Below are 26,183 nucleotides of genomic sequence, written 5' to 3' on the forward strand. Positions count from 1 at the left end.
GTCAGCCTTCGGACGAGCCGAGGTCGGCTGCCCAGGGGTAGTAGAGGTACGCGGCAGACGAGGGCATGCCGGTGACCGCGGACGAGTACGCGACGGTGGCGGGGCTCTGCGACACGGAGATCCACGGGGTCGCCTCGACCCAGCGGCGCTGCAGCTCGATCGCGAGGTCGGCGCGCTCGACGTCGTCGGTCGCGGCGAACGCCTGCTGCACGAGCTCGTCGTACTCGGGGTCGGCGAAGCCGACGAAGTTCACCGTGGCCGTCGAGGCGCCGTTCTTGTAGAAGCCGACCGGGTCGTTCTTCGAGATGTAGTACTCGTCGCTGAACAGGTCGGCCTGGCCGCGCACCGCGTCGTCGGAGTAGAAGTCTCCGTACTGGGCCGACGGGATCGTCGTGATCTCGGCCTCGAGGCCGATGCTCTTCGCCGCGGCGACGAGTGCGTTCGACACGACGTTGCGCACCGAGCCGCCGTCGCTGGCGATCACGATGGGCTCGTCGGGGGCGCCGGCCTCGGCGACGAGCGCCTTCGCCTGCTCGAGGTCGGCCTCGCTCGGGCTCGCGGGCGCGCCCTCGAGCTCGTCGTACGCGGCCTCGAAGGCGTCGCGCTCGTAGCCCCAGGCGCCCGAGCCGATCGGGGTCTTCGAGGGCTGGGCGAGGTCGCCGAACGCCGCCTTCGCGATGCCCGACCGATCGAGGGCGAGCGAGAGCGCCTGCCGGATGCGCTCGTCGGCGAGCGCCCCGCGCTCGGTGGCGAGCAGCACCCACGCGTTCGTCGAGGGCCCCTGCGCGAGCGAGACGCCGTCGACCGACTGCAGCGGGATCGCCGAGGCGGGGGAGTCGAGGTACGAGCCGTCGGCCTCGCCCGCGGTGAGCGCGTTCACGACCGCGGCAGGGTCGGCCCAGCGGAAGACGATCTCGTCCGCGAGCACGTCGCGTGAGGCATCCCAGTAGTTCTCGGCCTTCTCGATCGTGACGCTCGTGCCCGGCTTCCACTCGCCGAGCGTGTAGGGGCCCGAGCATGCGTCGGGGGTGCCCGGTGCGCCGTAGTCGTCGCCCTGCGCCTCGACGACGCGCGGGTTCAGCACCATGCCGCCGTTGCCGGCCATGGCCTGGATGAAGATGGCGTCGCGCTGCTTCAGGGTGACCGTGATCTCGTTCGGTCCGGTCTTCTCCATGGCGGTCACATTGGCGTACTCGTCGGATTCGTCGGCGCCCTCGGCGGCGTGGCGCTGCATGCTCCAGAGCACGTCGTCGGCGGTGACCGCGCTCCCGTCGTGGAAGGTCGCGCCGCTGCGGATCGTGAACACGACGTGCGTGTCGTCGACCCACTCGGCGCTCTCGGCGATGCCGGGCACGGTCGTCAGGTCGGGCTGCACGGCCATGAGTCGCTCGCAGACGTTCGCGAAGACGGTGTTCTCGGCGGCGCCGCTGTCGATGTCGAAGTCGAACGTCGCGGGCTCGGCGGGCAGCATCCAGGTCACCGATTCGACGGGACCGGATGCCGCGGGCGTCGTCGCGCCGAACGGCAGCTCGGCGACCGGGGCGGATGTCGGCGCTGCGCCGTCGGCGGTGCAGCCGGCGAGGGCGATCGCTGCGCCCGCGGCGACCGCGACGAGGGTGAATCGTCGTGGCGAGGTGGTGTTCATCGGTGTGCCTCCATTGGCAGGGTGGGGGTGGTGTAACGCGAGCCCGGACCGTCGAAGGCGTTCCAGGGCAGGATCTCATAGGGGTGGTCGCACGGCGTCCCGTTGGTGACGAAGTAGTCGCCGGTGGTGAGGTCGACGCAGCTCGAGAGCAGCGTCGACCATTGCCGAACGGCTGGCCGGCGCTCGTCGGGGTGCGTGCAGACCGACTCGGGGTAGCCGAGGTGGTCGCTCATGGCGGCACGGATGGCGCCGAGGGCCTCGTCGCGGCTGTGCGCCTCGCGCACGCGCTCGAGACCGGCGCGCGCCTGCGGCACGCGGAACAGCGAGTCGGCCGAGACGGGCCGGTAGCGGCCGGCGAGCTGCGGCGGCACGGATGCCTGGTAGTGGTTGCCGTGCACGAGCAGGCCGCGTACGGGGTAGACCCAGTCGATGCCGCTCGGGGTGATCTCGAGGTCGATCGAGAATCCCGAGCGATCCGTGAGCAGCGCGTTGCTCGCGATGTGGGCATCGGTGCGCACGAGGGTGTTGATCGCGTCGGGCAGTTCGGACTGGTTGAGGGCCATCCGTCGGATGAACGTCTGCGGCAGGCCGCTCGTGCCCGCGAATCGGCCGCCGAGGCCGTTGGCGTTCAGTGCGATGCCCGCGGAGTTGACGCCATGGCGGCCGATCTGGCCGGCTTCGAGCTGCATGATGAGCGTCGGCAGCGGGTCCTGCACGACGCGCACCACGACGACCGTGCCCTGCGTGCCCGCCCGCCAGTCCCAGTTCTGGCCGGCGTAGGTGTGACCGTCGCCCGACGCGCCGTGCGCGAGCGAGAAGCTCGTGCAGCCGTCGCTCGAGTCGCGCTCCTCCTCGGCGGCCTGCTCGGGGTGCGGAGTGGGACGTGTGCCCTGGTCGTAGATGATCTCCCCGCGCACGTTGAGCGCCATGAGGTCGAGGAGGTCGCGGCCGCTGGCCGCGGCGACGCCTTCGAGCTCCGTGACGATGTCGGGTGCGGCGTCACGGCAGCGGGGCAGCCATCCGGCGGCCTGCTCGCGCACCGCCGACCAGGTGAGGCCGGACTGCTGGCCGAACGCCTCCGCGTAGTAGCCGATCGCCGCGTCGATGAGGTCGGTCGCCGCGGCGCCGTACTGCTCGCCGCGTTCGAACGGCGTGCCGCTCACCTCGATGGTGCGGATGGTGGTGCTCATGGACGGCGGCGTCCCTTCCATGCCGGTTAGCATGTGGACCACCGGCGTCTTCGTTGGAATGATCGTTACGAGATAGGATGCTCGTGAAATGAATGATACACACGACTCGCAGTCTGTAACAACCGATACGCGCAACCCTGGCGTCATCGAGTTGCGGAGTCGCGTGCGCGACGCGTGGGACGGGCTCTCGAAGTCCGAGCAGGCGGTGAGCGGGCTGCTCGCGGGCAGCCCCGCCGAGCGGCTGCTGTTCGCGACCGCCGCCGAGCTCGGCGCCGAGACCGGCACGAGCAACGCGACGGTGATCCGTACCCTGCAGAAGCTCGAGTACGCCGGCCTCGCCGATCTCAAGCGCCGGGTCGCCGCGCCGTTCACCGAGGCGGTGTCGCCCGAGGAGCGGGTGCGTCAGCGACTCGACCACGCCGGAGAGGACACCGGTCGGCTCGCGGAGAGCGTCTGGGACGAGGCGCGCGACCAGATCGAGCTCGCCCGGAGGGCCCTGTCGACCGAGGCGGTGACGGCGGCGGCCGCCCTCATCGCGCGCGCCGGGCACGTCTACACCTACGGCGTCGGCGCCTCCGCCGTCGCCGCGACGCACCTCGCACTCCGCCTCGGTCGGGCCGGCCGCTCGGCCCGACACCTCGACGCCGACGGCTTCCGCCTCGCCGACGCGCTGCTGCCGCTGCGCAGCGGCGATGTCGTCGTGCTCTTCGCGCCCGGACGCGTCAACGCCGAACTCGACGCGATCGTCGGTCGCGCCCGCGAGGTCGGCGCGCATTCGGTGCTCGTCACCGATGAGTTGCACGAGCGCCTCGCCTCGCGGGTCGCCGTCACCCTCACCGCTCCGCACACGCCGACGGGCCTCACCGCCGAGGTGCTGACCTCGATCCTCGTCGCCGACGTGCTGGCCCAGTCGGTCTCGGCGCTCGCGCCCGAGCTCGCCGTCGAGACGTCGCACGCGCTCACCGTGCTGCGGTCCCGTCTGGGGTACTGACCTCCCTCCTCAACAGGCGGCGGATGCCTCGGCGTCGCCCCCGATCCGGCCGCCCGGCGGCCGCGTCGGCGGCGCTCACTAGACTCGACGGGTGAGCTGGAACGCCGAACCCGATCGGGCCGAAGAGGCCGCGTGGAGCCTCGACGAACTCGCTCCGCCGCCCGACGACGAGTGGGCGCCGCCGCCTCCGCCCGACGACTACGCGGGCGGACCGGTCGACTGGGGCACCCCGACCGGCCGCGTCGCGGCGAGCTCCTCGACCGAGCCGCCCCGCACCGCGGCATCCGGCCTGCAGCGGGCGACGACCGCCGCACCGGCTCGCTTCGCGAGCGCCCAGGAGGCGCTGCACACGGTCTTCGGCTACGACGCGTTCCGCGGCGAGCAGGCCGAGATCATCGAACAGGTGGCCTCCGGCGGCGACGCGGTCGTGCTCATGCCGACCGGTGGCGGCAAGAGCCTCTGCTACCAGATTCCGGCGCTGCTCCGCGAGGGCACGGGCGTGGTGGTGTCGCCGCTCATCGCCCTCATGCACGACCAGGTCGACGCGCTCGTGCGCAACGGCGTTCGGGCCGCGTACCTGAACTCGAGCCAGCAGGCGGGTGAGCGCGCCGCCGTCGAGCGCGCCTTCCTCGACGGCGAGCTCGACCTGCTCTACATCGCCCCCGAACGCCTGAACACCGAGGGTGCCAAGCAGCTGCTCGCCCGTGGCGCGGTGTCGCTGTTCGCGATCGACGAGGCGCACTGCGTGGCGCAGTGGGGCCACGATTTCCGCCCCGACTACCTCGCGCTCGCCGAACTCGCCGAGCGCTGGCCAGACGTGCCGCGCATCGCCCTCACCGCGACCGCGACCGAGGCGACGCATCGCGAGATCACCGAGCGGCTCTCGCTCGGCGGTGCGAAGCACTTCGTCTCGAGCTTCGACCGGCCGAACATCCAGTACCGCATCGCGCCGAAGCTCGAGGTGCGCCGCCAGCTGCTCGACTTCGTGCGCAGCGAGGGCGTCGACGCCGAGGGCAGGCCGGTGTCGGGCATCGTGTACGCACTGAGCCGCGCGAGCACCGAGAAGATCGCGGCCTTCCTCGCCGCGAACGGCGTCAACGCCCTGCCGTACCACGCCGGGCTCGACCCCGAGCTTCGACGCTCGACTCAAGACCGCTTCCTCCGCGAGGACGGGGTCGTCGTCGTCGCGACGATCGCCTTCGGCATGGGCATCGACAAGCCCGACGTGCGGTTCGTCGCCCACGTCGACCTGCCGAAGTCGGTCGAGGGGTACTACCAGGAGACGGGCCGCGCGGGTCGTGACGGCGCCCCCGCGACGGCCTGGCTCGCCTACGGCCTGCAAGACGTCGTGCAGCAGCGCCGCATGATCGACGACAGCCCGGGCGACCTCGCGCATCGACGTCGGCTGTCGGCGCACCTCGATGCGATGCTCGCGCTCTGCGAGACGGTGCAGTGCCGCAGGCAGAACCTGCTCGCGTACTTCGGCGAGGCGAGCGAGCCGTGCGGCAACTGCGACACCTGCCTCGAGCCGCCCGCCTCGTGGGACGGCACGGTGCCCGCGCAGAAGCTCATGTCGACGATCGTCCGACTGCAGCGCGAGCGGCGCCAGAAGTTCGGGGCCGGACACCTCATCGACATCCTGCGGGGCAAGGAGACGCCGCGCGTGCGCCAGTACGGCCACGACTCGCTCTCGACGTGGGGGCTCGGCGCCGATCTCAGCGACCAGCAGTGGCGCGGCGTCGTGCGCCAGCTGCTCGCCCAGGGGCTGCTCGCGACGCACGGCGAGTACGGCACGCTCACCATCACCGACGCGGCCGGCGAGGTGCTCTCGGGGCGGCGCAGCGTGATGCTGCGCACCGAGGTCGAACGCGCGTCCCGCTCGCGGGGCGCCAAAGCGGCGCCCGCGGCGGCCGACCTCGAGCCCGCCCAGGCCGAGCTCTTCGAGCAGCTTCGCGCGTGGCGTGCGGGCGAGGCTCGCGAGCAGGGGGTGCCCGCCTACATCGTGTTCGGCGACGCCACCCTGCGGGCGGTCGCGGTCGCGAAGCCGGCGAGCCTCGGCGAGCTCGACGGCATCACGGGCATCGGCGCGAAGAAGCTCGAGGCCTACGGCGAGGCGCTGCTCGCGGTGGTCGCCGCGGCCTGAGGCCGCTCACCCGAGCTCCGACCGAGTCGCGTCGAGAGCCGGGAATCGGTCGTGCGACTTCAATCCCGAATGCCGTTCGGTTTATGATCGGAGCATGCCGCCGCGCGGCGGCATCCCAGCCCGAAGCATGAAGGAGTGCCGGCATGACCGATCTGCAGAACAGGGATGCCGCGGCATCCGCCGATGACACCGCCCCCATCGACACGCGCTACCTCGACGCGGGCCTGCCGGTCGCCGAGCGCGTCGAGATCCTGCTCTCGCAGATGACGCTCGAGGAGAAGGCGGGCCTCTTCTTCCAGACGGTCATCGGCATCAACCCCGACGGCACCCTCGCCGAGGAGGGCGGCATCGCCGGCGGCGGTTCGACCGACGAGTTCGTCAACGGGCTCAAGCTGAACCACTTCAACATCCACCAGGCGCCCGCCGACCCGGGCGCCTTCGCCGAGTGGCACAACCGGCTGCAGGAGCTCGCCGCACAGACGCGCCTCGGCATCCCGGTGACGATCTCGAGCGACCCGCGCAACTCGTACAGCGACAACCCGCTCGCCACGCTGTTCGCCGGCGCCTTCTCGGTGTGGCCCGAGCCGATGGGCCTCGCCGCGATCGGCGACGAGGCGACGGTCGAGCGCTTCGCCGACATCGCCCGCCAGGAGTACACCGCCGTCGGCATCCGCGTCGCCCTGCACCCGCAGATCGACCTCGCGACCGAGCCGCGCTGGTCGCGGGCCCTGCAGACCTTCGGCGAGGACGTCGAGCTCGCCTCGCGGCTCGGCGCCGCCTACATCCGCGGCTTCCAGGGCGAGACCCTCGGCCACGAATCGGTCGCGACGATGACGAAGCACTTCCCGGGCGGCGGCCCCCAGCAGGACGGCGAGGACCCCCACTTCGGCCACGGGCGCGAGCAGGTCTACCCCGGCGGCGAGTTCGAGCTGCACCTGAAGCCGTTCGAGGCGGCCTTCGAGGCCGGCACCAGCCAGATCATGCCGTACTACGGCATGCCCGTCGGCACGGAGTTCGAGGAGGTCGGCTTCGGCTTCAACAAGTCGGTCGTGACCGGGCTGCTGCGCGAGCGCTACGGCTTCGACGGCATCGTCTGCACCGACTGGGGTCTCATCACCGACGACGAGATCCTGGGCGAGCCGTTCCCGGCCCGCGCCTGGGGCGTCGAGCACCTGAGCCCGCGCGAGCGCGTGAAGAAGGTCATCGATGCCGGCTGCGACCAGTTCGGCGGCGAGGCATGCCCCGAGCTCCTCATCGAGCTCGTGCGCGACGGCGAGATCACCGAGGAGCGGGTGGATGCCTCGGCCAGGCGCCTGCTCCGCGAGAAGTTCGTGCTGGGGCTCTTCGACCACCGCTTCGTCGACGTCGAGCGCGCGAAGCGCGTCGTCGGCTCCGCGGAGTTCGTCGCGGCGGGCGAGGCGGCGCAGCGCGCCGCGATCACCCTGCTCGTCAATCGCGAGCGCACGGATGCCACGGGCGCTGCCGCGCCCACGCTGCCGCTCGGTCGCGGGCTGAAGCTCTACGTCGAGGGCGTCGCGCCCGAGGTCGCGGGCGAGTACGGCGACATCGTCGCGAGCCCGGCCGAGGCCGATGTCGCGATCCTGCGTGTCGCCGCGCCGTTCGAGGAGCGCCCGACCTTCTTCGAGAACTTCTTCCACTCGGGGTCGCTCGACTTCCCCGAGGAGCACCTCGCGCACGTCCGTGAGATCGCCGCCGCGGTGCCGACCGTCGTCGACGTGTTCCTCGACCGTCCGGCGATCCTCACGCCGATCGTCGACGAGCTCGCGGCGCTCACGGGCAACTGGGGCGCGAGCGACCGGGCGCTGCTCGATGTGCTGACCGGGGCCGCCGCGCCCCAGGGTCGCCTGCCGTTCGACCTCCCGCGCACCATGGCGGCGGTCGAGGCGAGCCGCCCCGACGTGCCCTTCGACACCGTCGACCCGCTCTTCCCGCACGGGTACGGTCTCCGCTACGAGGGTTGAGCCCGGCATCCGAACCGTCGCAATCGGTCGATCTTCATGACCGGATCTCGCCGATTGCGACGGTTCGCGGTGCGCTTCGCCGCACACGGGGCTAGCATCGCGCCATGACCGCGAAACGACCCGCCGGGGTGACGATCGTCGCCGTGCTCACCTGGATCTCGGGCCTGCTGGACATCATCGGCGGCAGCATCCTCCTCTTCCAGACGAGCGTCGCCTCGACCGTCGAGGCGTTCGGCGGGGCGAGCCAGCTCATCACCTCGGCCATCGTGTCGATCCTGATCGGCGCCATCGTCATGATCGTCGGCGTCGGCCTCCTGCGCGGCAGCTCGGGGGCGCGCCTCGTGATCACCGTGTTCCAGGTGCTCTCGATCGGCGCCAGCATCTTCTTCGCGATCACCTACCCGCCGGGGGCGATCGGCGAGTACTTCAGCGCCGCGGTCTCGGTGGTCGTCATCGCGCTGCTCTGGACCGGGCGGGCGAACGAGTTCTTCCGCGACTGAGTCGCGGCAGTCGGCGGTCGCGGCTTTCGCGACCTCCTCGGCTGATGCGACGTCCGTGAGGTCGCTTGTGGATGCTCCAATGCTCGCGCCGCTCGTCTTTGTAGAGGGCGCACAGTCGCTTCCGAGTGCCCTCCGCTCGGGTTTGTAGGGGCCGGACGCACTGTTTCGGGCAAGCGGGGCACCGTCCTACCGTGGAATGAGGCGCGCACCGCACGCGCCGGACCGCAGACGAAGGACGAGACCGACGATGGTTGACACGGCACCCCGCACCGCGAAGCAGACTCCCGCGCCGACGCGCGCCGCCGCCCCGACCCCCCAGACGGCCGCCAAGCCGGCCGGCACCGAGGCATCCTCGCCCCGGATCGACGTCGCCTCGCTGGGCCGCCAGCTCCTGGGAACCTGGCCCGAGGTGCGCCTCGCGGCGCGCGAGCGCGCCGCCCAGCCCGAGCTGCAGCGCATCGACGGGCTCTCGATGGCCGAGCACCGCGAGCGCGTGCTCGGTCAGCTGAAGATCCTCGTCGACCAGGGCGCCATCCAGCGGGCGTACCCGAAGTCGCTCGGCGGCCTCGACGACCACGGCGGCAACATCGCCGCCTTCGAAGAGCTCGTCATCGCCGACCCGAGCCTGCAGATCAAGTCGGGCGTGCAGTGGGGCCTCTTCGGCGCCGCGGTGCTGCACCTCGGCACTGCGCCGCACCACGAGAAGTGGCTGCCCGCGATCATGTCGCTCGAGGTGCCCGGCGCCTTCGCGATGACCGAGATCGGGCATGGCTCCGACGTCGCGGCGATCGCGACGACGGCGACGTACGACGAGGAGACGCAGGAGTTCGTCATCCACACGCCGTTCCGTGCGGCGTGGAAGGAGTTCCTCGGCAACGCCGGGCTCCACGGCAAGCACGCGACCGTCTTCGCGCAGCTCGTCACCAAGGGCGTCAACCACGGCGTGCACTGCTTCTACGTGCCGATCCGCGACGACGAGGGCGAGTTCCTCCCGGGCGTCGGCGGCGAGGACGACGGGCTGAAGGGCGGCCTCAACGGCATCGACAACGGCCGGCTGCACTTCACGAACGTGCGCATCCCACGCGAGAACCTGCTGAACCGCTACGGCGACGTCGCGCCCGACGGCACCTACTCCTCGCCGATCGAGAGCCCCGGCCGCCGCTTCTTCACGATGCTCGGCACGCTCGTGCAGGGCCGCGTCTCGCTCGACGGCGCCTCGACCGTCGCGAGCGCCATGGGCCTCACGATCGCGATCACCTACGGCAACCAGCGCCGCCAGTTCACGGCGTCGAGCGACACCGACGAAGAGGTGCTGCTCGACTACCAGCGTCACCAGCGCCGACTCCTCCCGCGCCTCGCGACGACGTACGCGCAGGTCTTCGCGCACGACGAGTTCCTCGTGAAGTTCGACGCGGTGTTCAGCGGCAAGGCCGACACCGACGACGACCGCCAGGACCTCGAGACCATCGCGGCCGCCCTGAAGCCGCTGTCGACCTGGCACGCCCTCGACACACTCCAGGAGGCGCGCGAGGCCTGCGGCGGCGCCGGCTTCATCGCCGAGAACCGCCTCGTCGGCCTCCGTCAGGACCTCGACGTCTACGTGACGTTCGAGGGCGACAACAACGTGCTGCTGCAGCTCGTCGCCAAGCGCCTGCTCACCGACTTCTCGAAGCAGTTCAAGGACGCCGACGCCGGCGCGATGGCCCGCTACGTGGTCGCGCAGACCGCCGAGCGCGCCTACCACGGCACCGGCCTTCGACGCCTGGCCCAGACCATCGCCGACTTCGGCTCGACCGCCCGCTCGGTGAGCGAGCTCCGCGACGAGAAGTCGCAGCGCGAGCTGCTCACCGACCGCGTCGAGACGATGATCGCCGAGATCGCGGGCCGCCTGCGCGACGCGCGCAAGCTGCCGAAGGCCGACGCCGCGGCCGCGTTCAACCGCAACCAGAACGAGCTCATCGAGGCGGCCCGTGCGCACGGCGAGCTGCTGCAGTGGGAGGCGTTCACGCGCGGCCTCGCGAAGGTCTCCGACCCGGGCACCAAGCAGGTGCTGACCTGGGTTCGCGACCTGTTCGGCCTCGGCCTGATCGAGAAGCACGCGGCCTGGTACCTGATGAACGGCCGCCTCTCGCCCCAGCGGGCGCAGTCGGTGACGGCCTACATCGACCGGCTGATCGAGCGCCTGCGCCCGCACGCGCAGGACCTCGTCGACGCGTTCGGCTTCGCACCCGAGCACCTGCGCGCGACGATCGCGACCGGCATCGAGCAGGAGCGACAGGACGAGGCGCGCGCGTACTTCGACGAGCAGCGCCGCGCGGGCACGCTGCCCGTGCCCGAGAAGGCGAAGTCGAAGAAGAAGAAGTAGCGACGGCCGCAGGGTCGGTAGTGGGGCCGGGGCATTCGAATCGAGGATGCCCCGGCCTCGCGTCGTTCGCGGCCTCGGTCGCCCGGAGCATCCGCCGGACGGCAGACTTGGACGCATGTCGCGTGCCATCCGGATCCTCATCGCCGTCGCCTCGGTGATCGCCCTGCTCATCGTCGTGTTCCTGGCCTACGCCCACACGGTGATGCAGGGTGAACGGCCCGAGGCGCTCGAGGCCTGGCGCGACGACGCCGTCGAGATCACCTCCACCGAGACGGGAATCGTGATCGAGCCCGTCGAGGGCGCCACCGGCGAAGGGCTCGTGTTCATCCCGGGGGCGAAGGTCGACCCGTACGCCTACCTGTACAAGCTCTCGGGGGTCGCCGAGGCATCCGGCTTCACCGTCGTCATCACGAAGCCGACGCTGAACCTCGCCTTCTTCGATCAGCGCCCCCTGTCGACGTTCACGGCGCTCGCGCCGGGCGTCGACGACTGGTACGTCGGCGGGCACTCGCTCGGCGGGGTGCGGGCCTGCCAGCTCGCCGCCGACGGCGCGAGCGGCGCGAGTGACGAGCCGGTGGTCGGGCTTGTGCTGTTCGGCTCGTACTGCGCGGACGACCTCGCGGAATCGGGGCCCGCGGTGCTCAGCGTCGCGGGTTCGAACGACGGGCTCTCGACGCCCGAGAAGGTCGCGGGGGCGGCGCACCTGCTGCCCGCCGACGCCGAGTTCGTGGAGCTCGAGGGCGTGAACCACGCCGACTTCGGCGACTACGGCGTGCAGCCCGGCGACGGCGTCTCGACCCGCGACGACGCCGAGGTGCGGCGCGAGATCGCGGCGGCGGTCGCCGCGTTCATCGGCTGAAGCGATCCCGCGCGGCGATGAACATCGTGACCCGTACGCGGATTGTAGGCTGGCCCGCATGGCCGCTGACACGACCGGGCTCGACGAGCCCGACCTGACGCTCCGACTGCTCTGGCGCGAGCGGCTCGGCCGCCCCGTCGGCAGCCGCGGACCGAAGCAGAGCTCGAGCATCGACGAGGTGCTCGCAGCGGCCATCCGCCTCGCCGACGACGAGGGCATCGAGGCGCTCTCGATGCGCCGCGTCGCCGACCGGCTCGGACTCAAGCCCATGTCGGTCTACACCTACGTGCCCGGCCGCGCCGAGCTCATCGACCTCATGGTCGACCACGTCGCGGGCGAGGTGCCGCTGCCGCGCCCCCGCGGCGGCCTGCGCGAGCGGCTCGCGCTGATCGCCCGACTCCAGTGGGACGAGTACCTGCGGCACCCCTGGCTGCTCGAGATCGACACCAGCCGCCCGCCGCTCGGCCCGCACATCTCCGACCACTGGGAGTGGTGCCTGCGCACGCTCGACGGCTTCGGGCTCGACGACGTCGACCTCGACCGCGTGCTCACGCTGCTGCTCGGCTTCGTCGCCGGACCGGCGCGGTCGCACCTCGACGCCGAGCGGCTGCAGCGGAGCTCGGCCGAGACCGACGACGACTGGTGGGCCCGCAATGCGCCGCTGCTCGATCGCATCATGGACCCCGATCGCTACCCCGTCTCCGGCCGGGTCGGCCAGGCGGCCGGCGCGGTCGTGAGCGCGCCGAACGATGCGTTCGAGTTCGGGCTCGCCCGCCTCATCGACGGCATCGAGGTGTACGTGCGGTCGAGCCTGCGCGAGACGGCGTAGCGGTGAGGCTACTCGGCCGGCGGGCGCATCAACAGGCCGGCGACGACGCCGACGACCGCGCCCGCGGCGAGCCACAGCCAGAACCCGGTCCAGAGGCTGACGCCCACGCCCACCAGCAGGCCGACGACGAGGCCGACGATGATCTGCTTGCGGCGGGCTGCGGGCGAGGGGGATTCGGCCATGTCCCCAGTCTAGGAGGCCGGTCGCCGACCCTCGCGGCTCACCTGCCGGCGAGCAGATCGGCGCGGGCGGCGGCGCGTTCCTCGCCGGTGATGACCCCGCGGTTCGCGAGGTCGTCGAGCTCCGCGAGCCGCTGCTCGAGCGTCTGCTTCGGTGCGAGCAGCTCGCTGTCGAGCGCACGGGTCGCGAGGTCGGTCTGCAGCGTGAAGGGGTCGTGCCCGGCCGAGCGGGCCTTGTTGTAATTACGGATCGCCAGCACGATCGACACGACGATTCCGCCGGCGACGATCAGGCAGGCGAGCACGAACACGGTGCCGAAGGCGCCGGAGGCGGCCATGAACGGGTCGGGTGCGACGGGGGAGGGCAGGAAGGGTTCGTCCACGGGGATCCTGACAGCGGCTCGACGGATGGGTGGGCTCAGCCTAGGGGCCGTCGGCGGACGGAGGGAAGAGCCGGGTCAGATGAGCCCGAGCTCGCGCACCGCCGACCGTTCCTCCTCGAGCTCGGCGACGGATGCGGCGATGCGCCCGCGCGCGAACTCGTCGACGGCGAGGCCGGGCACGATGCGCCACGCGCCGTCGACCGACTCGACCGGGAACGAGGAGATGAGCCCGTCGGGCACGTCGTACGAGCCGTCGGAGACGACGGCTGCGCTCGTCCAGCCGTGCGGGGTGCCAAGCACCCAGTCCCGCATGTGGTCGATGGTCGCCGAGGCGGCCGACGCCACCGACGACGAGCCGCGCACCTCGATGATCTCGGCGCCGCGCTTGGCGACGCGCGGGACGAACTCCTCGACGAGCCACGCCCGGTAGCCGTCGGCGCCCAGGCGCGCCGTGAGCAGCGCCGGCACCGAGTCGCCTGCCGCCGTCGCGTGCGCGAGGTCGGGGAACTGGGTCGCCGAGTGATTGCCCCAGATCGTCACGCCGCGGAGCTCGTGGACCGGCGACTCGACGGTCGCGGCGAGCTGACCGAGCGCCCGGTTGTGGTCGAGGCGCGTGAGCGCGGTGAAGCGCTCGGCCGGGACATCCGGAGCGTGCGACGACGCGATGAGCGCGTTCGTGTTCGCCGGATTGCCGACGACGACGACCCGGATGTCGTCGGCGGCGCCCGCGTTGATCGCCGCACCCTGCGGGCCGAAGATGCCGCCGTTCGCGGCGAGGAGGTCGCCGCGCTCCATGCCGGCCGTGCGCGGTCGCGCCCCCACGAGCAGTGCGACGTTCGTCCCCTCGAACGCGGCCCTCGCGTCGTCGAAGACCTCGACGCTGTGCAGCAGCGGGAACGCGGAGTCCTGCAGTTCGAGGGCGGCGCCCTCGGCCGCCCGCACGCCCTGCGGGATCTCGAGCAGGTGCAGCCGCACCGGGGTGTCGGGGCCGAGCATCGCCCCGGAGGCGATGCGGAACAGGAGTGCGTACCCGATCTGGCCGCCCGCGCCCGTGAGCGTGACGGTGACCGGCTTCTTCGCTGCCATGGTTCGAGCCTAGCCGCGACCGCGGGTGCCCTGCGGCGCGGCGCCGGGGTGCGGCATCCGGTGCTCGCTAGCGTTGCCCGCATGCGAGAGATGTATCCGGAGATCGAGCCGCTGGAGACCGGCATGCTCGACGTGGGGGACGGCCAGCACATCTACTGGGAGGTGTCGGGCAACCGCGAGGGCAAACCCGTCGTGTTCCTGCACGGGGGCCCCGGGGGAGGCACCAGCCCGTCGCACCGACGCCTGTTCGACCCCGAGCGCTACCGGATCGTGCTGTTCGACCAGCGCGGCTGCGGCTTCTCCATCCCGCACGCCTCCGAGCCCGAGGCCGACCTCTCGGCCAACACCACCTGGCATCTCGTCGCCGACATGGAGCGACTTCGCGGGCACCTCGGCATCGACCGCTGGCAGGTGTTCGGCGGCTCGTGGGGGAGCGCGCTCGCCCTCGCCTACGCGCAGACGCACCCCGAGCGGGTGACCGAGATGGTGCTGCGCGGCATCTTCACCCTGCGCAGGCAGGAGCTCGACTGGTTCTACGAGGGCGGGGCCTCGGCGATCTTCCCCGACCTCTGGGAGGAGTTCCTCGCCCCCGTGCCGCCGGCCGATCGCGCGCACCTCATCGAGGCGTACGGCCGGCTCCTCACCGACCCCGACCCGCTCGTCTACGAGCCCGCCGCGATCGCGTGGTCGCGCTGGGAGTCCTCGACGATCACCCTGCTGCCGCAGGCCGAGACCATCGCCCGCTTCACCGCACCCGAGTACGCGGCGGCGTTCGCGCGCATCGAGAACCACTACTTCCGCCACGGCGGCTGGTGGGAGGAGGGGCAGCTCATCCGGGATGCCTCGCGCCTCCGCGACATCCCCGCGGTGATCGTGCAGGGCCGTTACGACATGTGCACGCCCGTGATGACCGCCTGGGACCTGCACCGCGCCTGGCCCGAGGCGGAGTTCACCATCGTCGACGACGCCGGGCACGCCTTCGACGAACCCGGCATCCTCGATGCGCTCATCACGGCCACCGACCGCTTCGCGGAGGAGTCGGCGGTCACCGAGCGCGCCGATCGCGAGAACCCGGCCGAGGGTGAAGCTCCTGCGGATGACCCGGATGACGCGGATGACGCGTCGGACGCGTCGGACGCCGGGCCGGATGACCCCGCCGACGCCGAGTCGGAGTAGCGTCGGGCCATGACCTTCAATCCCGACGCGGACATCAGCGGCGGCAAGGCCTCGAAGCGCGGACGCAACACGGGCATCGCCGTCGGCGGCGGCCTGGGCGTCATCGCGCTCTTCGTGCTCTCCCAGTTCCTCGGCGTCGATCTCACCGGGCTGCTCGGCTCTGGCGGCGGCGGGGCGCCGGCGGCGAGCGACTCGTCACTCGAGCAGTGCCAGACGGGCGCCGATGCGAACGAGGACGTCGAGTGCCGCATGAAGGGCGCCTCGGCGTCGCTCGAGGAGTACTGGGAGCGGGAGTCGGCGGAGCTCGACTTCGCCTACGCCGGTCCGCAGGGGTTCATCCTCTTCGACCAGGCCACGACGACGGGGTGCGGCAACGCCTCCTCGGCGACGGGTCCGTTCTACTGCCCGCCCGACCAGACCATCTACATCGACGTGACGTTCTACGACGAGCTGCGCCAGCGCTTCGGCTCGAACGGCGGTCCGCTGGCCGAGATGTACGTCGTCGCCCACGAGTGGGGCCATCACGTGCAGAACGTGCTCGGCATCCTCGAGCGCGCGCAGGACGGGCAGACCGGGCCGGCCTCGAACGCGGTGCGCGTCGAGCTGCAGGCCGACTGCTTCGCGGGGGCGTGGGCGGCGGACGCCTCGACGGTCCCCGACGACAACGGCGTGCCCTTCCTCCAGCCGATCAGCCAGTCCCAGTACCGCGACGCGCTGAGCGCCGCCGCCGCCGTCGGCGACGACCGGATCCAGCAGGCCGCGCAGGGGCAGGTGAACCCGCACACCTTCACGCACGGCACGAGCGAGCAGCGCGTGCGCTGGTTCGAGACCGGTTTCGAGCAGGGCGCCGCGGCGTGCGACACCTTCTCGGTGTCGGGTTCGCAGCTCTGAGGCGACGATTCCGGCGATCCGCGTCATGATCGGGACGTCGGCCGGTCTCTTCTGGTGAGGGACGCCATGAGCGCGTCCGACGGGAGATCCGAGCCATGCGACGACGACGTGCTGTTCCGGTTCCGCACCGCGAGTTCTTCCGCGCGGTGACGATCGAGGAGACCGTCGCGCTCGCGTGCAGCTGCCCCAGGGGCGTGGACCACTGGTACGCGGAGGCGCGGGCCGGAGCCGGGCGGGGTGCGCCGCGCGAGGCGCCGGCCGACGCTCGGGCGGGAGACCCGCTCGACGCGTCGGCCGCCGCCCTCGTGCCGCGCCCTACGCGCTGATCGCCGCCGTGATCGCCTGGCCGAGCTGCACGGGCTTCGTGAACTGGGGCCAGTGGCCGGTCGGCAGATCGATGTAGTCGACGTGCTTCACCTTCGCGAGCTCGCGGGTGAAGGGCACCTCGCCGGCGATCCACTCGGTCAGCATCGCGCTCGGGAACTCGCAGGCGATCACCGTGACCGGAACATCGTATCGACGCTCGTCGGAGAGCTCGATGCCGTCGGTGGCGACCGCGGCCGGCTCGGGGATCGCCCGCGCGCGGAACTCGGCGCGCAACGTCTCGTCGAGGTCGACGAGGTCTTCGTCGCCGAAGAGCTCCCAGGCGGGGAGCGGGATCTCGCCGTCGACGATCGGCAGCTCGTCGTTGATGGAGTCGCCGTGCGCGAGGGGGCCCGCGTCGACGTAGACGACGCGAGCGATGCGATCGGGGCGGGCGTCGGCGACACCGTGGGCGATCGCGCCCCCGCCGGAATGGCCGACGAGCACGACCGGCCCGGGCAGCGCGTCGACCGCCGCGACGACGGCGTCGATGTGGGTGCGAAGCCCGATGCCCGCGCGCTCGGCGTCGCGCGACTCGAGGCCGGGCAACGTGAGTGCGTGCACCGTGTGGCCCGCGTCTTCGATGAGCGGGCTCACTCGCTGCCAGGAGGAGGCATCGAGCCAGAATCCGGGAATGAGGATGACGTCCATGCTCAGACGTTAGCGGCGCCCGCCGACACCGGAGGGCGGCGCTGCTCGACACCTTAACTGGGGCAGACGCGGGGCATCCCGATGTGAGACCATCGGCCCATCGGGATGGCTCGACCGCTGGAGCGGAGGATGTCATGACAGGACTCGAAGGGGCGAACGTGCTCGTGACCGGCGGAGCCGGCACGGTCGGATCCACCCTGGTCGACCGACTGCTCGACCAGGGGGTCGCCTCGGTCGTCGTGCTCGACAACCTGGTGCGCGGCAGGCTCGCGAACCTCGACGCGGCGAGATCGACCGGCCGGGTCACCCTCGTCGAGGGAGACATCCGGGATCGGGACCTCGTCCACGACGTGACCCGGGGCCGGGACCTCGTGTTCCACGAAGCTGCGATCAGGATCACCCAGTGCGCCGAGGAGCCCCGTCTGGCGCTCGAGGTGCTCGTCGACGGGACCTACAACGTCGTCGAGGCCGCCGCGGACGCGGGCGTCTCGAAGCTCGTGGCGGCCTCGAGCGCCTCGGTCTACGGCATGGCCGAGGAGTTCCCGACCGGCGAGCGCCACCATCACCACAACAACGACACCATGTACGGCGCGGCGAAGTCGTTCAACGAGGGGCTCATCCGCAGCTTCCGTGCGATGCGCGGCCTCGATTTCGTCGTGCTCCGGTACTTCAACGTCTACGGCCCGCGGATGGACGTGCACGGGCTGTACACCGAGGTGCTCGTCCGCTGGATGGAGCGGATCGCGGACGGCCTCCCGCCGCTCGTCTTCGGCGACGGCCGGCAGACGATGGACTTCGTCTTCACGGACGACGTCGCCCGGGCGAACGTCCTCGCCGCCGCGAGCCCCGTCACCGAGGGCGTCTACAACATCGCGAGCGGGACGGAGACGAGCCTGCTCGAGCTCGCGCAGGCGCTGATCCGGGTGATGGGCGCCGACCTCGAGGTCGAGCACGGGCCGGAGCGCGAGGTGAACGGCGTGGTCCGGCGGCTCGCCGACACCGGCGCCGCCCGCCGCGACCTCGGCTTCGAGGCGCAGGTCGGGCTCGAGGACGGCCTGCGGAGCCTCGTCGAGTGGTGGCGGCCGCTGCGCGAGGAGATCGCGCTCGGACGCGGACTCGTCTCATGACCGACCGCGTGAACGTGATGCTCCCGTGGCTCGGCGAGGAGGAGATCGCGGCGGTCGCGGAGGTGATCGCGAGCGGGTGGGTCGCCCAGGGGCCGAGGGTGGCCGAGTTCGAGGCGCGATTCGCCGCGGCGATGCAGGCCGATCACGCGGTCGCGACGACGAGCTGCACGACGGCCCTGCACCTCGCGCTCGTCGTCGCCGGGATCGGCCCCGGCGACGAGGTCGTGATCCCCTCGTTCTCGTTCGTGGCGACGGCCAATGCGGTCAGGTATGTGGGCGCCGTGCCGGTCTTCGCCGACGTCGACGCCGTCACCGGCAACCTCGACGCCGCCACCGTCGCCGCGGCCGTGACCCCGGCCACGCGGGCCGTCATCGTGGTCGACCAGGGCGGAGTGCCGGTCGACGTGGAGGCGATCCGCGCCGTCGTTCCACGCGAGCTCGTGCTCATCGAGGATGCGGCCTGCGGTGCGGGCTCGACGTACCGCGGCGCGCCGGTGGGCCGCGGCGCCGACGTCGCGGCGTGGTCGTTCCATCCCCGCAAGCTCCTGACGACCGGGGAGGGCGGGATGCTCACCACCGACCGGAGGGAGTGGGCCGACCGGGCGCGCCGGCTGCGGGAGCACGCGATGAGCGTGTCGGCGGCAGAGCGTCACCGTTCGGTGCTCCCGGCGCTCGAGGTCTACGAGGAGGTCGGCTTCAACTACCGGATGACCGACCTGCAGGCCGCGGTCGGGATCGTGCAGCTCGGCCGGCTCCCCGAGATCGTGGCGCGTCGTCGCGAGCTCGCCGCACGCTACGCGGACGCGGTGGCCGACCGGCCGGGCCTCCGGCTCGTCGGCGACCCCGAGTGGGGCGAGGCCAACTTCCAGTCGTGCTGGCTCGAGGTCGGCCCCGAATCCGGTCGGACCAGGGAGGGCCTGCTCGAGGCGCTCGCCGCGAGCGACGTCTCGGCGCGGCGGGGCATCATGGCCATTCACCGGCAGCCGCCGTACCGCGACGCGGTCGCCCCTGGTCGACTGCCGGTGACCGAGCGACTGACCGACCGGACGCTGATCCTGCCGCTCTTCCACCAGCTCACCGAGGCGCAGCAGGATCGGGTCATCGCGGTCCTGACCGCGTGAGCCGCGACATCCGTCGACCTGCCGGGCGGCCCGGCCCGGTCGTCGTCACCCGGCGCGCACCGCAGCCACGAGGGCCTCGGCGACGCGCTCCTGCTGCGCCCTGGTGAGGTGGGGCGACATCGGCAGCGAGAGCAGCCGCGGCGCCTCGGTCTCGCTCACGGAGAGCGGCACGGTCCGAGGGTGGTCGCGGAACGCGGGCGTGCGGTGGATCGGCGAGGGGTAGTGGATGCCGGCGCCGATGCCGGCGGCGGCGAGCTCGCCGAGGACGCGGTCGCGCTCGTCGACGCGGACGACGTAGAGGTGCCAGGCGTCCTCGTTGCCCGGCAGGACCGTCGGGAGGACGACCTCGTCGACTCCGCCCAGCAGTTCGCCGTAGTACGCGGCGGCGGCACGACGGCGGGCGTTCCACTCGGCGAGCCGTCGGAGCTTCACCTCGAGCACGACGGCCTGCAGGGCATCGAGCCGGGAGTTGAAGCCGACGAGCTCGTGGACGTACTTCGTGCGGCTGCCGTGCGCGGCGAGGGTGCGCACCGTGTCGGCCAGGATCTCGTCGTCGGTGGTGACGGCACCGCCGTCGCCGGCCGCGCCCAGGTTCTTGCCGGGGTAGAAGCTGGTCGCGGCGATCGCGCCGAGCCCGCCCGCCGCGCGGCCGAACCGCGTCGCGCCCTGCGCCTGCGCGGCATCCTCCACGACGACCGCGCCGCAGGCCTCGGCGATCGGCGAGTAGCGCTCGATCGGCGCCACCTGCCCGAACAGGTGCACGGGGACGATCGCCCGGGTGCGATCCGTGACGGCGGCCGTCGCGCTCGCCGGGTCGAGGAGCAGCGCCTCGGGCAGCACGTCGGCGAAGACCGGCGTCGCCCCGGCACGGACCACCGCCTCGGCGGTGGCGATGAAGGAGTTCGCGGGAAGGACCACCTCGTCGCCGGCGCCGAGGCCGAGCGCCCGGAGGGCGAGCTCGAGCGCATCGGTCCCGTTCGCGACGCCCACGCAGGAGCGGACCCCGACGCTCAGCGCGTACGCCCGCTCGAACGCGGCGACGTTCGGGCCGCCGATGAACGTCGCCGTGCGCAGCACCTCGAGGAGGGCGGGCTCGAGCTCGTCGCGGATCTCCTCGAACTGGGCCGCGAGGTCGAGGAAGGGGACCGAGTCGGCGGCACCCGGCGCGGTCGGGTGCCGGGCGGGCGAGGGTCCGTCACGGGTGCCGGTGGGCATGGCCGCCTCCAAAGGGTCGTGCTGCTGCCATCGTCCTCGCACGCCGCGGCGACGACGACCCCCCGTACGGGTAGGTGCGGCATGCGACCGCGGGGCCTACGCTGCACGGATGGGGGAGGCGACGCCGGCGAGCGGCGCACCGGACGAGCCCGTCGGCGACGGGGGCGCGACCGGATCGTCGCGACTCCGGCGGACCGCCGCGGTCGGGCTGGTGCTGTACGCCGTGGCGGTCGCGGCGTTCCTGCTCGTGCCCGGCGCACCCAGCGCGGCGCTCGACGCGTCGTTGGGTGTCGTCAGGGAAGGACTCGGCTGGTCGAGCGTGCCCCGCGGTGCGATCGAGGTGGCCGCGAACATCGCCGTCTTCATCCCGCTCGGCTTCCTGATCACCCTGCTCACCGGGCGGCGACTGCTCGGCGTCCTCGCTCCGGCCGCGCTCTCGCTCCTCGCCGAGGCGGTGCAGCTGATGCTGCCCGATCGCACGCCGAGTCTCCGGGATGTCGCGGCGAATGCGGCGGGAGCCGTGCTCGGAGCGCTGCTCGCGTGGGCGGTCGTGCCGCGTCGCCGTCGACCGGCGCGTCCTCCCGCCGAGATTTCGCCCTCGAACGGGTGACGTGCGCGCCAGGCGTGCACGGACGATAATCGGCACCAGAGTCATTTCGAGCAATCCTCAGCTCGTTCCCGGAATGACGGGAGGAACCCCCATGAGCATCGAAGACGTCCCGGTCTTCATCCTCGCCGGCGGACTGGGAACGAGGTTCCGGGAGCAGACGCACCTGCTGCCGAAGCCCATGATCGAGGTCGGCGGCAAGCCGATCCTGTGGCACATCATGGACAGCTACGCGAGCTTCGGCTTCCGCCGCTTCGTGATCTGCGCCGGTTACAAGGCCGAGGTGATCAAGGACTACTTCCTCAACTACCAGAAGATCCACTCCGATTTCACGGTCGACATGCGCCGGCGAACCGTGACGTTCCACTCCAACGGAGTGGAGGACTGGTCGGTGACGGTCGCGGACACCGGAGCGACGACCATGACCGGGTACCGCGTGCACGACGCGACCGACCGATTCCTCGCCGACTGCGACACGTTCGCGCTCACCTACGGCGACGGGCTGACCGACGCGAACCTGGGGGCGGAACTCGCGTTCCACCGTTCGCACGGCAGGATCGGCACCGTGCTCGGGATCCACCCGCCCTCCCGCTTCGGCGAGCTGAAGGCGAAGAACGACGCCGTCACCACGTTCGCCGAGAAACGGCCGCTCGCGAACAGCTGGATCTCGGGCGGGTTCTTCTTCCTCGACCGCCGCTTCACCCCCTACCTGTCGTCCGACCCCGACCTCGTCCTCGAGGAGTCGCCGATGCGGTCGCTCGTCGCGGACCACGAGCTCATGATGTACCGGCACGAAGGATTCTGGGCCTGCATGGACACCCAGCGCGACCGCGACCAGCTCGACGCCCTTGCGAACGGGCCGAACCCGCCGTGGCGCCCGGAGCTCCAGATCGAGTCGGACCGGCCCCTGCGCATCACGGTCGGTGCCCGTTGACGCCGGTCGATCCCCGGGCGGAGGACCTCGCCGGGATCCACGAGCGCTTCACCTCCCGCGCCGCCCTCAGGGACAGCACGGTGGTGGTCACCGGAGCGGGCGGATTCCTCGGCTACTACCTCGTGGGCTACCTCGTCGAGTACGCGGCCGAGCTCGGTCTCGCGGGCGTGATCGCGGTCGACAACGGGGTGGCCTCCGAGGAGCACTGGCTCGCCCGACTGGCCGCCCGGAATCCGCGCCTCGAGGTCGTCGTGGGCGATGCCGCCGCGTTCGCCCGTGGGCGGCTCGCCGAGCTCCGGGGCCGCGTGCACCTCGTGCACGCCGCCTCGATCGCGTCGCCGACCACGTATCGACAGTTCCCGCTCGAGACGATCGACGCGAACGTGTGGGGGCTGCGGGCGATGCTCGACGCCGCGCGCGAGGCGGACCTCGGCGGCTTCCTCTTCTACTCGAGCAGCGAGATCTACGGCGATCCCCCGCCGGAGGCGATCCCCACGCCGGAGGACTACCTCGGCAACGTCTCGTGCGTCGGCCCCCGTGCCTGCTATGACGAATCGAAGCGGATCGGGGAGACGCTCTGCTGGGTCTACGCCACGCAGTTCGGCATGCCCGTCACCGTCGTGCGCCCCTTCAACAACTTCGGCCCCGGCATGCGCCCGACGGATCGGCGGCTGCCCGCCGACCTCGCCGCGCGCGTCCTCGCCGGCGAAGACCTCGAGCTGTTCTCGTCGGGGGCCCCGAGCCGGACGTTCTGCTACGTCGCCGACGCCGTCGTCGGCTACCTGCTCGCGCTGACGCACGGCCGCTACGACTGCTTCAACATCGGGGCCGATCGGCCGGAGCTCTCCGTCGAGGCGTTCGCCGAGCGATTCCGCGCCGTCGCCGCCGAGCTGCTCGGCTACCGGGGCTCCGTCGTCCGGCGAATCTCCGACGACCCCGACTACCTGACCGGCAACCCGCAGCGTCGGTGCCCTGACCTCTCGAAGGCGCGCGCGGTGCTCGGCTACGAGCCCCGCGTCGAGGTGGACGCGGGGATCGCCCGCTTCCTCTCGCACCTCGTGCTCGAGCGCGACGGGGCGACGGCATGAACATCACGATCATCGGCACGGGCTACGTCGGGCTCGTCACGGGGCTCGGCCTCGCCGCCGCCGGGCACACGGTGCTCGGCATCGACTCCCGCCCCGAGGTCGTCGAGCGGCTGAACGCCGGACGCCCGCACATCTACGAGGACGGGGTCGCCGAGGCCCTCGAGCGGATGCTCCTGGCCAAGAGCATCCGATTCGCGGAACCCGACGTGGAGCAGATCGCCGCGACCGACATCGTGCTGATCGCCGTCGGCACTCCGTCGACCGCGGACGGCATCGACCTCGCCCAGGTGCGCAGCGCGGTGGAGCTCGCGGCCCTGGCGCTCCGACGGTCCGCGACCCCGATGAGCGTGATCATGAAGAGCACCGTCGTCCCGGGGACCACCCGCGAACTCGTCCCGCGCGTCATCCGGGAGACCACGGGCATGGAACCGGACGAATACGGGCTCGGGATGACGCCGGAGTTCCTCCGCGAGGGCTCCGCGCTCGCCGACTTCTCGACGCCGGACCGCCTCGTGCTCGGGTACGAGAACCAGCGGGGACTCGACGCGCTGCGGGAGCTCTTCGCGCGCTTCGAGGCGCCTCGACTCGAGGTGAACACGTCGACGGCCGAGCTCATCAAGTACGCGAACAACCTCTTCCTCGCGCTGCAGATCTCGGCCTCGAACGAGATCGCCGCCGTGGCATCCTCATTGGGAGACGTCGACCCCCGCGTCGTGATGCAGGGCGTGCTCGCCGATCACCGCTGGAGCGGTGCGCCGCAGCCGGGCAAGGCCGCACCGCCGATCGAGCGCTACCTCGTGCCGGGACCGGGGTTCGGCGGCAGCTGCTTCCCGAAGGACGTGCAGGCGATCCGCGAGTTCGGTCGACAGCTGGGGGTGCCCATGGCCATGGCCACGGCCATCCTCGAGGTGAACCGCCGCCAACCGCGTGCGAGCCTCGACGCCATGCTCGACGGACTCGACGCGATCGCCGGGGCCGAGGCGCTCGTGCTCGGCCTCGCCTTCAAGCCGGGCACCGACGACATCCGCGAGACGCCGGCGGCGGAGATCGTCCGAGGGCTGCTCGACCGCTCCGCCTCGGTGCGGGTGCACGACCCCATGGCGGCGCGCACGTTCACCGAGGCGTTCGGCCCGTCGGTGCGGGTCGCCGAGCGTTGGGAGGAGGCCGCGCGGGCCGCCGACGTCGTCGTGGTCGTGACCCCGTGGCGGGAGTACGTCCGCCTGCCGGAGTTCGTCGGCGGCGGGGCGATCGTGCTCGATCCGCGGCGCGCGTTCGAGCCCGAATGGTTCGCGGTCGGCGTGCGCTACCGATCGATCGGGGTGCGAGCGCCATGACGGAGGTCCAGGAGACGCCGATCCCGGGGTGCGTCGTCGTCGGCTTCCACCGGGCGCACGACGATCGCGGGTCGTTCGAGCGGGCCTACAGCGCCGACGAGCTCGCCGAGGTCGGCCACGGGTTCTGGATCGTGCAGGCGAACGTCGCGACGACCACGCGGGCGGGGACCGTCCGCGGCCTGCACTACCAGCTCGCGCCGTACGGCGAGCAGAAGCTCGTGCGCTGCGTCCGCGGCGCGGTCTTCGACGTCGCCGTCGACCTGCGCGAGGGCAGCCCCGCGCGCGGGCGATGGTTCGGGATCGAGCTCACGCCGGAGAACGGCCTGGCGATCCTGATCCCGCGCGGGTGCGCGCACGGGTACCTCAGCCTGCTGCCGGACAGCCAGATGGTCTACTTCAGCGACGCAGCGTACTGGCCGGCGGCTGAGCGGGTGCTCGCCGCCGAGCACGAGGAGACCGGGATCGCCTGGCCGATCCCGGTCGTCGAGTCGAGTGCGAAGGATGCCGCGGCGTCGCGCACCGACCGGCCGGAGTGGTCGGGTTACTGATGTCCCGCCCCGTTCGGCTGCTGATGACCGGGGCGACCTCGTTCAGCGGTGCCTGGATGGCCCGCGCCTGCGCCGAGGCGGGCATCGAGGTGCATGCGGCGATCCGGTCGGACCGGGCGGCGTACGACGGGGTGCGCTCGCATCGGCTCGCCATGCTCGGCGGCTCGGTGACCCTGCACCCCGGCGCGGTGCACCGGGCCGGGGCGCTCGCGGCGCTCATCGCCGAGGTCGGGGCGGACGTCGTCGGGTACCACGGGTACCCGATGGAGGGCTTCCGCTCGCCGGACTACGACGCCCTCGGGGCCGCGGCGGCGCTGACCGCCGATCTCGACGCCGAGCTCGCCGCGGCCGCCGACGCCGGGTCCGCGATCGTGTACACGGGGACCGTGTACGAGCCCGGGCCGGTCGCCGGGGCGGAGGCCCGTGCCGCGGTGTCGGCCTACGGGCTCTCGAAGCGCGTCGCGTACGAGCGGCTCCGTCTGGCCGGAAGCCGCGCGGGGGTGCCGGTGCACCGATTCGTCATCCCCAACCCGTTCGGACCGCTCGAGGAGGGCCGTTTCGGCAACCACCTCGCGACGGCCTGGGGGCGCGGCGAGACGCCGGTGGTGCGCACTCCGCGCCTCGTCCGCGACAACATCCCGGTGCGGGAGCTCGCCGTGCGGTACGCCGCCTTCGTCCTCGCAGGGGACGGGCGGGCCGCCTCGCTCGAGCCCTCCGGGTACATCGAGAGCCAGTTCGGCTTCGCCGGGCGCCTGGCCGAGGCCGTCGGCGTCCGCCTCGGCCGCGTCCTCCCGCTCGAGGCGCTGTGGGATGCCCCGGTCGAAGAGCCGCTCGTCGTGGTGAACGACGGCCGCACCTCGGCCTCGTTCGCCGCGAACGAGTCCGCCTACTGGGACGAGTACGCCGAGCACCTCCGTCAGCTGATGGCGGTGAGCGGTTCGTGAGCCGGCGCCGCTTCACCCGTTCGGGGGGACGC

General features: G+C 72.0%; 24 protein-coding genes. 17 read left to right on the forward strand and 7 right to left on the reverse strand.

What is annotated here, in order from left to right:
* Position 1: 1 nt before the first annotated feature.
* Complete coding sequence (locus ACFVAJ_RS10695) at positions 2–1,645, reverse strand: ABC transporter substrate-binding protein (RefSeq protein WP_376943903.1); 1,644 nt, start codon at positions 1,643–1,645, stop codon at positions 2–4.
* The gene (locus ACFVAJ_RS10700) at positions 1,642–2,835 is read right to left on the reverse strand and encodes a C45 family autoproteolytic acyltransferase/hydolase (RefSeq protein WP_376943905.1); all 1,194 of its coding nucleotides are present in this window, start codon (positions 2,833–2,835) and stop codon (positions 1,642–1,644) included. The genes ACFVAJ_RS10695 and ACFVAJ_RS10700 overlap by 4 nt, the downstream gene beginning before the upstream one ends.
* 88 nt (positions 2,836–2,923) lie before the next feature.
* Between ACFVAJ_RS10700 and ACFVAJ_RS10705 the strand changes: the two genes are divergently transcribed.
* From ACFVAJ_RS10705 to ACFVAJ_RS10735, 7 genes are all read left to right on the forward strand, one after another.
* Positions 2,924–3,826 (forward strand): MurR/RpiR family transcriptional regulator, encoded by a 903-nt coding sequence (locus tag ACFVAJ_RS10705; protein ID WP_376943907.1) that lies wholly within the window; start codon positions 2,924–2,926, stop codon positions 3,824–3,826.
* 91 nt (positions 3,827–3,917) lie between these two features.
* On the forward strand, positions 3,918–5,969 hold the full coding sequence (gene recQ, locus ACFVAJ_RS10710; RefSeq protein ID WP_376943909.1) for a DNA helicase RecQ: 2,052 nt from the start codon (positions 3,918–3,920) through the stop codon (positions 5,967–5,969).
* 143 nt (positions 5,970–6,112) lie between these two features.
* Positions 6,113–7,951: a glycoside hydrolase family 3 protein gene (locus ACFVAJ_RS10715; protein ID WP_376943911.1), complete on the forward strand. Its 1,839-nt coding sequence runs from the start codon at positions 6,113–6,115 to the stop codon at positions 7,949–7,951.
* A gap of 104 nt (positions 7,952–8,055) precedes the next feature.
* Entirely contained in the window at positions 8,056–8,451 is a 396-nt protein-coding gene (locus ACFVAJ_RS10720; protein ID WP_376943913.1) for a hypothetical protein, read from the forward strand.
* A gap of 247 nt (positions 8,452–8,698) precedes the next feature.
* Positions 8,699–10,816, forward strand: a complete 2,118-nt coding sequence (locus ACFVAJ_RS10725) for an acyl-CoA dehydrogenase (protein ID WP_376943915.1) — start codon at positions 8,699–8,701, stop codon at positions 10,814–10,816.
* A 115-nt stretch (positions 10,817–10,931) separates the two neighbouring features.
* Positions 10,932–11,675: an alpha/beta hydrolase gene (locus tag ACFVAJ_RS10730; RefSeq protein WP_376943917.1), complete on the forward strand. Its 744-nt coding sequence runs from the start codon at positions 10,932–10,934 to the stop codon at positions 11,673–11,675.
* Positions 11,676–11,733: 58 nt separating this feature from the next.
* Complete coding sequence (locus ACFVAJ_RS10735; protein ID WP_376943919.1) at positions 11,734–12,504, forward strand: TetR/AcrR family transcriptional regulator; 771 nt, start codon at positions 11,734–11,736, stop codon at positions 12,502–12,504.
* Between the two features lie 8 nt (positions 12,505–12,512).
* Here the strand turns inward: ACFVAJ_RS10735 and ACFVAJ_RS10740 are convergent, their stop codons facing one another.
* The 3 genes from ACFVAJ_RS10740 to ACFVAJ_RS10750 all read right to left on the reverse strand — a co-directional run bounded on the left by ACFVAJ_RS10740 (position 12,513) and on the right by ACFVAJ_RS10750 (position 14,152).
* Entirely contained in the window at positions 12,513–12,686 is a 174-nt protein-coding gene (locus ACFVAJ_RS10740; protein ID WP_376943921.1) for an HPP family protein, read from the reverse strand.
* A 38-nt stretch (positions 12,687–12,724) separates the two neighbouring features.
* Positions 12,725–13,066 carry an SHOCT domain-containing protein gene (locus ACFVAJ_RS10745; RefSeq protein ID WP_376943923.1) on the reverse strand — a complete coding sequence of 114 codons (342 nt, stop codon included), beginning with the start codon at positions 13,064–13,066 and terminating at the stop codon, positions 12,725–12,727.
* 75 nt (positions 13,067–13,141) lie between these two features.
* A complete protein-coding gene (locus tag ACFVAJ_RS10750; protein ID WP_376943925.1) occupies positions 13,142–14,152 on the reverse strand; it encodes a malate dehydrogenase in 1,011 nt (336 codons plus the stop codon).
* A gap of 81 nt (positions 14,153–14,233) precedes the next feature.
* Between ACFVAJ_RS10750 and pip the strand changes: the two genes are divergently transcribed.
* Positions 14,234–15,328, forward strand: coding sequence for a prolyl aminopeptidase (gene pip / locus ACFVAJ_RS10755; RefSeq protein WP_376943927.1), 1,095 nt, complete (start codon positions 14,234–14,236; stop codon positions 15,326–15,328).
* Positions 15,329–15,337: 9 nt separating this feature from the next.
* Positions 15,338–16,219 carry a neutral zinc metallopeptidase gene (locus ACFVAJ_RS10760; RefSeq protein ID WP_376943929.1) on the forward strand — a complete coding sequence of 294 codons (882 nt, stop codon included), beginning with the start codon at positions 15,338–15,340 and terminating at the stop codon, positions 16,217–16,219.
* Between the two features lie 315 nt (positions 16,220–16,534).
* Here the strand turns inward: ACFVAJ_RS10760 and ACFVAJ_RS10765 are convergent, their stop codons facing one another.
* Positions 16,535–17,233 carry an alpha/beta fold hydrolase gene (locus ACFVAJ_RS10765; RefSeq protein WP_376943931.1) on the reverse strand — a complete coding sequence of 233 codons (699 nt, stop codon included), beginning with the start codon at positions 17,231–17,233 and terminating at the stop codon, positions 16,535–16,537.
* 134 nt (positions 17,234–17,367) lie between these two features.
* Here ACFVAJ_RS10765 and ACFVAJ_RS10770 point away from each other — a divergent pair, with 134 nt between their 5' ends.
* Positions 17,368–18,360 carry an NAD-dependent epimerase/dehydratase family protein gene (locus ACFVAJ_RS10770; protein ID WP_376943933.1) on the forward strand — a complete coding sequence of 331 codons (993 nt, stop codon included), beginning with the start codon at positions 17,368–17,370 and terminating at the stop codon, positions 18,358–18,360.
* Complete coding sequence (locus tag ACFVAJ_RS10775; protein WP_376943935.1) at positions 18,357–19,481, forward strand: DegT/DnrJ/EryC1/StrS family aminotransferase; 1,125 nt, start codon at positions 18,357–18,359, stop codon at positions 19,479–19,481. The genes ACFVAJ_RS10770 and ACFVAJ_RS10775 overlap by 4 nt, the downstream gene beginning before the upstream one ends.
* Before the next feature lie 45 nt (positions 19,482–19,526).
* Here the strand turns inward: ACFVAJ_RS10775 and ACFVAJ_RS10780 are convergent, their stop codons facing one another.
* Positions 19,527–20,696, reverse strand: coding sequence for a DegT/DnrJ/EryC1/StrS family aminotransferase (locus tag ACFVAJ_RS10780; RefSeq protein ID WP_376943937.1), 1,170 nt, complete (start codon positions 20,694–20,696; stop codon positions 19,527–19,529).
* 109 nt (positions 20,697–20,805) lie between these two features.
* Here ACFVAJ_RS10780 and ACFVAJ_RS10785 point away from each other — a divergent pair, with 109 nt between their 5' ends.
* The 6 genes from ACFVAJ_RS10785 to ACFVAJ_RS10810 all read left to right on the forward strand — a co-directional run bounded on the left by ACFVAJ_RS10785 (position 20,806) and on the right by ACFVAJ_RS10810 (position 26,151).
* The gene (locus tag ACFVAJ_RS10785) at positions 20,806–21,306 is read left to right on the forward strand and encodes a VanZ family protein (RefSeq protein ID WP_376943939.1); all 501 of its coding nucleotides are present in this window, start codon (positions 20,806–20,808) and stop codon (positions 21,304–21,306) included.
* A 91-nt stretch (positions 21,307–21,397) separates the two neighbouring features.
* Positions 21,398–22,237, forward strand: coding sequence for a glucose-1-phosphate cytidylyltransferase (locus ACFVAJ_RS10790; protein ID WP_376943941.1), 840 nt, complete (start codon positions 21,398–21,400; stop codon positions 22,235–22,237).
* Positions 22,234–23,325 (forward strand): NAD-dependent epimerase/dehydratase family protein, encoded by a 1,092-nt coding sequence (locus tag ACFVAJ_RS10795; RefSeq protein WP_376943943.1) that lies wholly within the window; start codon positions 22,234–22,236, stop codon positions 23,323–23,325. The genes ACFVAJ_RS10790 and ACFVAJ_RS10795 overlap by 4 nt, the downstream gene beginning before the upstream one ends.
* Entirely contained in the window at positions 23,322–24,659 is a 1,338-nt protein-coding gene (locus ACFVAJ_RS10800; RefSeq protein WP_376943945.1) for a UDP-glucose dehydrogenase family protein, read from the forward strand. The genes ACFVAJ_RS10795 and ACFVAJ_RS10800 overlap by 4 nt, the downstream gene beginning before the upstream one ends.
* Positions 24,656–25,207, forward strand: a complete 552-nt coding sequence (locus ACFVAJ_RS10805; RefSeq protein WP_376943947.1) for a dTDP-4-dehydrorhamnose 3,5-epimerase family protein — start codon at positions 24,656–24,658, stop codon at positions 25,205–25,207. Before ACFVAJ_RS10800 ends, ACFVAJ_RS10805 begins: the two co-directional genes overlap by 4 nt.
* A complete protein-coding gene (locus tag ACFVAJ_RS10810) occupies positions 25,207–26,151 on the forward strand; it encodes an NAD-dependent epimerase/dehydratase family protein (protein ID WP_376943949.1) in 945 nt (314 codons plus the stop codon). Before ACFVAJ_RS10805 ends, ACFVAJ_RS10810 begins: the two co-directional genes overlap by 1 nt.
* Positions 26,152–26,183: the final 32 nt, after the last annotated feature.

The organism is Agromyces sp. NPDC057679 (assembly GCF_042799635.1).
Taxonomy (GTDB): Bacteria; Actinomycetota; Actinomycetes; order Actinomycetales; family Microbacteriaceae; genus Agromyces.